This is a genomic window from Streptomyces nogalater (assembly GCF_039532885.1).
GTDB lineage: Bacteria > Actinomycetota > Actinomycetes > Streptomycetales > Streptomycetaceae > Streptomyces > Streptomyces nogalater.
Genome location: NZ_BAAASM010000068.1, coordinates 1 through 6,905, shown reverse-complemented (window position 1 = coordinate 6,905; position 6,905 = coordinate 1). Strand labels below are relative to the sequence as shown.

7 protein-coding genes and 2 pseudogenes are annotated in these 6,905 nt (G+C 70.2%); 5 read left to right on the top strand and 4 right to left on the bottom strand.

Annotated elements, in window-relative coordinates; genetic code table 11:
- The 4 genes and pseudogenes from ABD350_RS33775 to ABD350_RS33765 form a co-directional block, all read left to right on the top strand.
- Positions 1-74, top strand: a pseudogene (locus ABD350_RS33775) (ATP-binding protein); the annotation flags it as partial.
- 88 nt (positions 75-162) lie between these two features.
- Positions 163-447, top strand: a complete 285-nt coding sequence (locus tag ABD350_RS33770; RefSeq protein WP_344352865.1) for a hypothetical protein — start codon at positions 163-165, stop codon at positions 445-447.
- A 36-nt stretch (positions 448-483) separates the two neighbouring features.
- Positions 484-810, top strand: a pseudogene (locus ABD350_RS38110) (NACHT N-terminal Helical domain 1-containing protein); the annotation flags it as partial.
- Between the two features lie 31 nt (positions 811-841).
- The gene (locus ABD350_RS33765; RefSeq protein WP_344352863.1) at positions 842-1,021 is read left to right on the top strand and encodes a hypothetical protein; all 180 of its coding nucleotides are present in this window, start codon (positions 842-844) and stop codon (positions 1,019-1,021) included.
- A gap of 62 nt (positions 1,022-1,083) precedes the next feature.
- On the opposite strand, the gene ABD350_RS33760 is transcribed toward ABD350_RS33765, so the two are convergent.
- From ABD350_RS33760 to ABD350_RS33745, 4 genes are all read right to left on the bottom strand, one after another.
- A complete protein-coding gene (locus tag ABD350_RS33760) occupies positions 1,084-1,275 on the bottom strand; it encodes an acyl-CoA carboxylase epsilon subunit (RefSeq protein WP_344352861.1) in 192 nt (63 codons plus the stop codon).
- 20 nt (positions 1,276-1,295) lie between these two features.
- Positions 1,296-2,891, bottom strand: a complete 1,596-nt coding sequence (locus tag ABD350_RS33755; RefSeq protein WP_344352859.1) for an acyl-CoA carboxylase subunit beta — start codon at positions 2,889-2,891, stop codon at positions 1,296-1,298.
- Positions 2,892-3,045: 154 nt separating this feature from the next.
- Positions 3,046-5,346 carry a polysaccharide lyase 8 family protein gene (locus ABD350_RS33750; RefSeq protein WP_344352857.1) on the bottom strand — a complete coding sequence of 767 codons (2,301 nt, stop codon included), beginning with the start codon at positions 5,344-5,346 and terminating at the stop codon, positions 3,046-3,048.
- 34 nt (positions 5,347-5,380) lie between these two features.
- Positions 5,381-5,887, bottom strand: coding sequence for a hypothetical protein (locus tag ABD350_RS33745; protein ID WP_344352855.1), 507 nt, complete (start codon positions 5,885-5,887; stop codon positions 5,381-5,383).
- 220 nt (positions 5,888-6,107) lie between these two features.
- On the opposite strand from ABD350_RS33745, the gene ABD350_RS33740 reads away from it, so the two are divergent.
- Entirely contained in the window at positions 6,108-6,716 is a 609-nt protein-coding gene (locus ABD350_RS33740) for a YceI family protein (protein WP_344352853.1), read from the top strand.
- Positions 6,717-6,905 lie beyond the last annotated feature (189 nt).

Here is a 6,905-nt window from a genome sequence, read left to right as displayed (position 1 = left end):
CCCGCCACCGCGCCGACGCCAAGAGCGCCCTGATCACCCTGGTCGAACACGCCCTCATGGCACGACTGCGGTAACTCCGCCCCTCGGGCAACCGACGCGGGCTCCTGTCGCTCTTCTCTGGGGACAGGAGCCTTTGTCGTGGTACGTACGGGTGGGTCCGGGATGCATGTGATCGAGGTCGACGGCTGGAGCGCGCTGCTGTGGGCGGTGCTGCTGCTGGTGCCGAGCGCGCTGGTGTCCTCGGCCCTGCTGTTCCCGCTGCGGGCGCGGCTGCGCAGCCCGCTGGTCCTCGGCTGGCTGACCACGTTCCTGACCGCCGTCCTGCTGCCGCTGTGGACGCCGGGCCTGCGCATGACCTCCCTGTGGCCGGCGGTCTGTGTGGCCACGCTGTCCCTGCCGCTGGACCCGTGGCTGCGAAAGCGGGACGAGAGGCGGCGCGACGGGTGACAATGCCCCGGACCATGTGCGTCGAGGGAGCGGGCATTGAGCGCTGAGGCAGCGGCGGCGTTACGGCTGGGCACGACCGTGGCGAAGGCCGCGGCACAGCTGTGGCTGGGCGGCAGACGCCGGGAGCAGGAACACCATCTGGACATGGCCGGACTGATCCGGCTGCGGGTGTCCGGGCTGCGCTTCCAGCGGGGTGTGCACCGGCAGTTCGAGGAGATCGCGGACGCGGTGTACGACCGGCTGGCGCCGTACCTGGTACGGGAGTTCCGCGGCCTGGACGACGGCGCCCGGCAGGCCGTGCTCGACGGGGTGTGCGACACGTTCGAGGCGGCCGACCTCTCCGACGAGGCGGTGCTGGCGGCGAACGTGAAACCGGGACCTGCCCCGGCGGCTCGTGTCGGCCTGTCCGGAACTCAGCGGTCTCGGCCTGTCCTACTGCCTCGCGCCCGCGGAATTCGACGGCCTGCCATCACGGCTGGAGTGGTTGACCGTCGTCGGCTGCGAAACCGAGGAAGGCCCCATCACCAAGCGCACCAAGCTGAATCTGCCCGGCGTCAGGGTCATCATCGACTGAATACACCACGACCCCGCCCTCCCACAGGAGGAGCGGGGTCGTGGTCAAGCAAAGCGCGGTGCTCAGTGCCAGCTGTGCGGGGCCCGGAAGCCCGGCTCGCGCTCCAGGCGGCGCCAGCCCGCACGCGCGCGGACTCGGTGGGGGGTGGTCTGGAGCGGCTGGGCGGCGGCCCGGGCCAGGAGGAGGGCCGTGATGGCGGCGACTTCCTCGGGCTCGGCGTGGCCCTTTTCGACGCGGATGTCAGGAGTACTCATGGGTGTCGGTCTCCGTGAGGTTACTGCGGCGGGTTGCCGTGCTTGCGGGAGGGCAGGTCGGCGTGCTTGGTGTGCAGCATCGCGAGCGACTTGATCAGCACCTCGCGGGTCTCGGCGGGGTCGATGACGTCGTCCACGAGGCCCCGCTCGGCCGCGTAGTACGGGTGCATCAGCTCGGCCTTGTACTCCTTGACCATCTTCTGCCGCATGGCCTCGGGGTCCTGCGCGGAGGCGATCTGCCGGCGGAAGATGACGTTGGCCGCGCCCTCCGCGCCCATCACGGCGATCTCGTTCGTCGGCCAGGCGTAGGTCAGGTCGGCGCCGATCGACTGGGAGTCCATGACGATGTAGGCACCTCCGTACGCCTTGCGCAGGATGAGCGAGATCCGCGGCACGGTCGCGTTGCAGTAGGCGTACAGCAGCTTCGCGCCGTGGCGGATGATTCCGCCGTGTTCCTGGTCGACGCCGGGGAGGAATCCGGGGACGTCCAGGAAGGTGACGATCGGGATATTGAAAGCGTCGCACATCTGGACGAAGCGGGCAGCCTTTTCGCTCGCCTCGATGTCCAGGACGCCCGCGAGAACCTGGGGCTGGTTGGCGATGATGCCGACGACCTGGCCGTCCAGGCGGCCCAGGGCGCAGATGATGTTGCGCGCCCAGCGCTCGTGGACCTCCAGGTACTCGCCGTCGTCGACGATCTCCTCGATGACCTTGGCCATGTCGTAGGGCCGGTTGCCGTCGGCCGGGACCAGGTCGAGCAGGACGTCGCTGCGGCGGTCGACCGGGTCCGTGGACTCGACGCGGGGCGGGTTCTCGCGGTTGTTCTGCGGGAGCAGGGAGAGGAGGTAGCGCACCTCGGCGATGCACGTCTCCTCGTCGTCGTAGGCGAAGTGGCACACGCCGGAGGTCTCGGCGTGCACGTCGGCGCCGCCGAGGCCGTTCTGGGTGATCTCCTCGCCGGTGACGGCCTTGACCACGTCCGGGCCGGTGATGAACATCTGCGAGGTCTCGCGGACCATGAAGACGAAGTCCGTGAGGGCCGGGGAGTACGCGGCGCCGCCCGCGCACGGGCCGAGCATCACCGAGATCTGCGGGATGACACCGCTCGCCTTGGTGTTGCGCTGGAAGATGCCGCCGTAGCCGGCGAGGGCGGAGACGCCCTCCTGGATACGGGCGCCCGCGCCGTCGTTCAGGGAGACCAGCGGCGCACCGGCCGCGGTGGCCATGTCCATGATCTTGTGGATCTTGGTGGCGTGGGCCTCGCCCAGCGCGCCGCCGAAGATCCGGAAGTCGTGGGCGTAGACGAAGACCGTACGGCCCTCCACCGTGCCCCAGCCGGTGATGACACCGTCGGTGTACGGCTTCTTCGCCTCCAGGCCGAAACCGGTAGCCCGGTGCCGGCGCAGCTGCTCGACCTCCTGGAAGGACCCGGGGTCGAGGAGCAGCTCGATCCGCTCCCGCGCCGTCAGCTTGCCCTTGGCGTGCTGCGCCTCGGTCGCCTTCTCGCTCGGGCCCGCCACGGCCCGCGCACGGATCTCGTGCAGCTCGGCGACCCGTCCGCGCGCGTCCGTCGGCTCGCCGGTCGGCTCACCCGTCGTCTCTTCCAAAACGGTCATGTAGCGACCTTACGAAGGACACCAAGAAAAGCGAGCCGTCGACTCTGTACAGTCTCCGGCCCGTTTTCCTGGTACGAGTGAACAGAACCAGCACGGAATGCAGCCGTTCCGACTGCTCAGGAGGGCATCTTGTTGTGGGGAGGCCACAAACCGATCAGCCGAGAGTCACCTCACATTCGTGGGTGGCACATGCCATCCCCGGAGTGACAAGGACCCTCAGACGGCGGCCCGCCTCCAGCACCTCGACACCGTCGCCGGCCCGGGTGACCGCGCGCACGGGGTGGTCCCAGACCAGTTCCAGGGGGGTTCCGGTGCGCGGTGGCTCGCTGATCCGGAGGGCGGCCGTGCGGCCCCGGCGCACGACGAGCACGCCGGCGCCGGCCGAGACGGTCAGCTCCCCCACCGTACCGGTCCCCCAGAAGGTGCACGCCGTCAGCCCCAGCCGGGGGACGGCGACGGCCTGGGCGGTGGTGTCGTTGGCGAGGACGGACAGCCAGTGCCGGTCGCCCGCGCGGGCGGCGGTCTCGGCGCGGGTGGCGCCGGGCAGCAGGACGTAGGCGTAGCGGGCGTCGGCCGGGTCGGTGCCGTGGTCGAGCCAGAGGGTCTGCCAGCGCCGGGTGCGCCGCTCGGGGCTGCTGGTGGTGTTGATGTCGGCCCAGGCGCCGGTGCGGTCCTCGCGCAGGGTGCGCAGCTCGCCGCCGTAGGGCAGGATCCAGCCGCCGTGGCCTTCCAGGTGGGCCCAGTTCCGGCCGCGTACGAGGGGCTGGGTGCCGTTCTCGCCGAGGTTGCGGTTGTCCACGACCGTTTCGACGGGCACGCCGTCCGTGCAGGAGATCCCGGTGCCGAGGCAGACCACGGCGTCGTCGAGGAAGAACCAGGACTTGCGGGCCTGGAGGGTGGAGCCGAGGCCCTTGAGGTGCTGGCCGACGGCCGCGTAGGTGCCGTCGGTGGTGCCGCCGACCCAGCGCACGGCCGGTTTGGGGGCGCCCCACTCGCCGCCGGCCCGGTCGGGGAGGCGTCGGGTGGAGACGGTGGTGCCGGGCAGCCGGTACCAGTCGACGGTGGGCCAGTACCAGTCGGTGTACTGGTCGCCGCCGTCCCGCGGCCACCAGGAGAGCATGCCGGAGCCGGTGTGCCAGCCGCGCGGGTTCTCGCCGTTGCCGCATTCGTAGTGGGCGATGCGGTCGCTGGCCATGGCGAGGGCTGCGGTGAACCGGGGGGTGCGGTGGACGGCGCGGTCCATGGCGGGGAAGAGCCGGTGCCCGAGGGGTTCCGGGGCGGCGGGAACGGGCGAGGCGGCGACGGTGTGCAGCCGGGCGAGATCACCGACGCCGAACTGACGGGACGTCAGGACAGGCTCCACGGCGTCTCGTTCGATCCATCCCTTGATACGTCCGTACCACCGCTCCCGCTCCTCCGGGCTCGCGCCGTCGGCGAGGAGGGCGATGGCGGCGATCAGGGCCTGCCCGTGGTAGTGGTCGCCGCGCATCACGCCCTGGTCGTCGGAGCGCGGCAGACCCCGGCTGATGGCACGGCCGTTGACGCAGTCCATGACCAGTCCGTCGTGGATGAGCGGCGCGTAGGCGTGCTCGACGCTGTCCAGGATGTGCCGTCGGCCAGGATCGGTGATGTCCCACTCCGACCCGGCGAGCAGCGCGAACAGCCGCCCGAGGCCGTCGAGGAGGACCTGGCCGTAGGTGCCCGAGTAGGCGACCCAGGTGTGCTGGACGAAGGAGCCGTCGGCGTAGAGGCCGTCGCCCTTGGTGACGTACGGGAAGACGGGTGAGAGGGCGTCCCGGGCGAGGGCGATCTTCCGCGGGCTGCTGCCGAGGATGCCGCGCAGGGCGACCGAGCGGCACAGGTCGACGCGGTTGGCGCCGGTGCTGGTACCGGAGTAGTCGGTGAGCATCGTGTCCGGTATGAAGTGGTCGACGGCGGCGCAGGCCGCCGCGACCCGGTCCGGGCCCGCCTGCGCGTACAGCGCGGCGGTGATGTCCATCAACAGCCGGGGGCTGCCGATCTGCCACTCCCACCAGTTGCCGTAGCGGGTGGTGGCGGGGTGGTAGACGGTGGCGGAGAGATGGTCGAGACCGCGTAACACGTCCGTGAGCAGGCCGGGGTCGCCGGTGACACCGGTACCGCCCTGGACGTAGGCCTGGGTCATGGTCCACAGGCGGTGGTAGCTGAAGGTGATGCCGGACGGCGGGTCGAAGGGGTGGCCGGGCCAGAGTGAGGCGGGCCCGGGAAGCATGGTGGCCCGGAACTCCCCTGCCCTTTCCCCGAGTTGGGCGAGACGGGAGGCGTACGGTTCGGTAGCCGGGTCGTAGCCGGTGCCGAGCGCGATGCCGAGCCAGCGTTGGCGCAGCGTCTCGTACGGGTCGGCGCCGGCCGCCCGCGCGCGCCACCCGGGGGTGGCGGCGAGGGCGGCGGCCAGCAGCAGTGCGCGTCGGGTCATGCGGAGGGGTCCGCTCACCGCCGGCGCCGCCCGCTCAGCAGCCGCCGCAGTTGTAGTAGAGGACGTCCCAGTGGTTGCCCTCGTCGGCGTAGATGTTGCCGGAGCCGGACTTGTACTGCGGGGCGCCGTCGCCGCGCAGGCCGATGTACGTGAAGGTGTTCTTGACGTACGACGTCACGCACGTGTTCTTGCCGTAGTCGAGCTTGTAGCCGTTCCAGTGGGAGTACGTACCCGAGGCGTGTCCGGTCTCGGTGCCGCCGGTGATGTTGAGCGCGCAGCCGCTGGCGCTCTTGAGGGTCTGGGCGCCCTGGGCGGTGGCGAGGTTGAGCTGCTCGAAGGACGTACAGGTGGGGTTGTTCCGGTCGGAGCAGTTGCCGGAGGACGACCAGGTGATGCCGGACTGGCGGAACATCGAGGTGGCGGTGGCGTGGCTGATCTTGGTGACGGCGGCGGAGGCGGAGGCGTCGGGGGCGGTACCCACGAGGGCGATGCCGGGGGCGGCGACGAGGGCGAGGGTGGTCGCCAGGGAGCGGATCTTCATAGGGGGCCTTCCTGCGATGGGCCGGACGTTTCGGGGCGGCTGTGCAGGTGGTGCAGGCCGCATCGTGCCCGAGGGAGAGGGGGGTGCACCAGAGGCACGAACGGGTGACTGTGCGCGTATGCGGTGACACGGTGAGGTGATAGTTGAACGATAAACAGAATGGGGCTATGGTCGGAGCCGGAATTTAGTTCAACGTTCAACGTTTAACCAGGAGCACGTCATGGGCATCTTCGGCCGCAAGAGCACCACCCAGCCCGCCCCCGTCGCACCGGCCCCCGCCGGTCCCGACCTGACCGAGCTGACCGGCGACTACGCCATCGACCCGGCGCACAGCACGATCGGGTTCGTCACCCGGCACGCGATGGTCACCAACGTCAAGGGCGGCTTCGGTGATTTCACCGGGGCGCTGCACCTGGACGGGGCCGACCCCACGAAGTCCACTGCCGTGCTGGATGTCCGGGTGGAAAGCATCGACACGGGTAACGCGGACCGGGACACCCACCTGAAGTCGGCGGACTTCTTCAAGACGGACGAGTTTCCGATGATGACGTTCCGGTCCACCGGGGCGGAGGTGCTGGGCGGGGAGGAGTACCGCGTGACCGGTGAGCTGTCCCTGCTGGGTGTCACCAAGCCACTGACCATCGACCTGGAGTTCAACGGCTTCGCCAAGGACCCGTTCGGCAACGAGCGGGTCGGTTTCACCGGCAAGGCGGAGATTCTGCGGTCGGAGTGGGGTCTGACGTGGAACGCGGCGCTGGAGACGGGTGGGGTGCTGATCTCCGACAAGGTGAAGCTGACGTTGGACATCTCGGCGATCAAGCAGGCGTGAGGTGGGGTTGGGGCCCCGCCGTGGGTGTGGGCTCCGGTGTTCATCAGTGACCGTTGGGCCGCTCGCTTCTCGGTCAGTGTCGGGCTTCCGCGGTCCGCGTCAAGGGCGCTGCGCGTCGCCTTCGGCGATGGGCCTGCGGCCCACCCTTGACCCGGCCCGCTCCAGCCCGGGTCAGAAGCGAGCGAGCGG

Bases quoted from the DNA above. Each gene is read 5' to 3' on its own strand.
- ABD350_RS33740 (WP_344352853.1), top strand. From the start codon at position 6,108: ATGGGCATCTTCGGCCGCAAGAGCACCACCCAGCCCGCCCCCGTCGCA.
- ABD350_RS33745 (WP_344352855.1), bottom strand. From the start codon at position 5,887: ATGAAGATCCGCTCCCTGGCGACCACCCTCGCCCTCGTCGCCGCCCCC.
- ABD350_RS33750 (WP_344352857.1), bottom strand. From the start codon at position 5,346: ATGACCCGACGCGCACTGCTGCTGGCCGCCGCCCTCGCCGCCACCCCC.
- ABD350_RS33770 (WP_344352865.1), top strand. From the start codon at position 163: ATGCATGTGATCGAGGTCGACGGCTGGAGCGCGCTGCTGTGGGCGGTG.
- ABD350_RS33755 (WP_344352859.1), bottom strand. From the start codon at position 2,891: ATGACCGTTTTGGAAGAGACGACGGGTGAGCCGACCGGCGAGCCGACG.
- ABD350_RS33760 (WP_344352861.1), bottom strand. From the start codon at position 1,275: ATGAGTACTCCTGACATCCGCGTCGAAAAGGGCCACGCCGAGCCCGAG.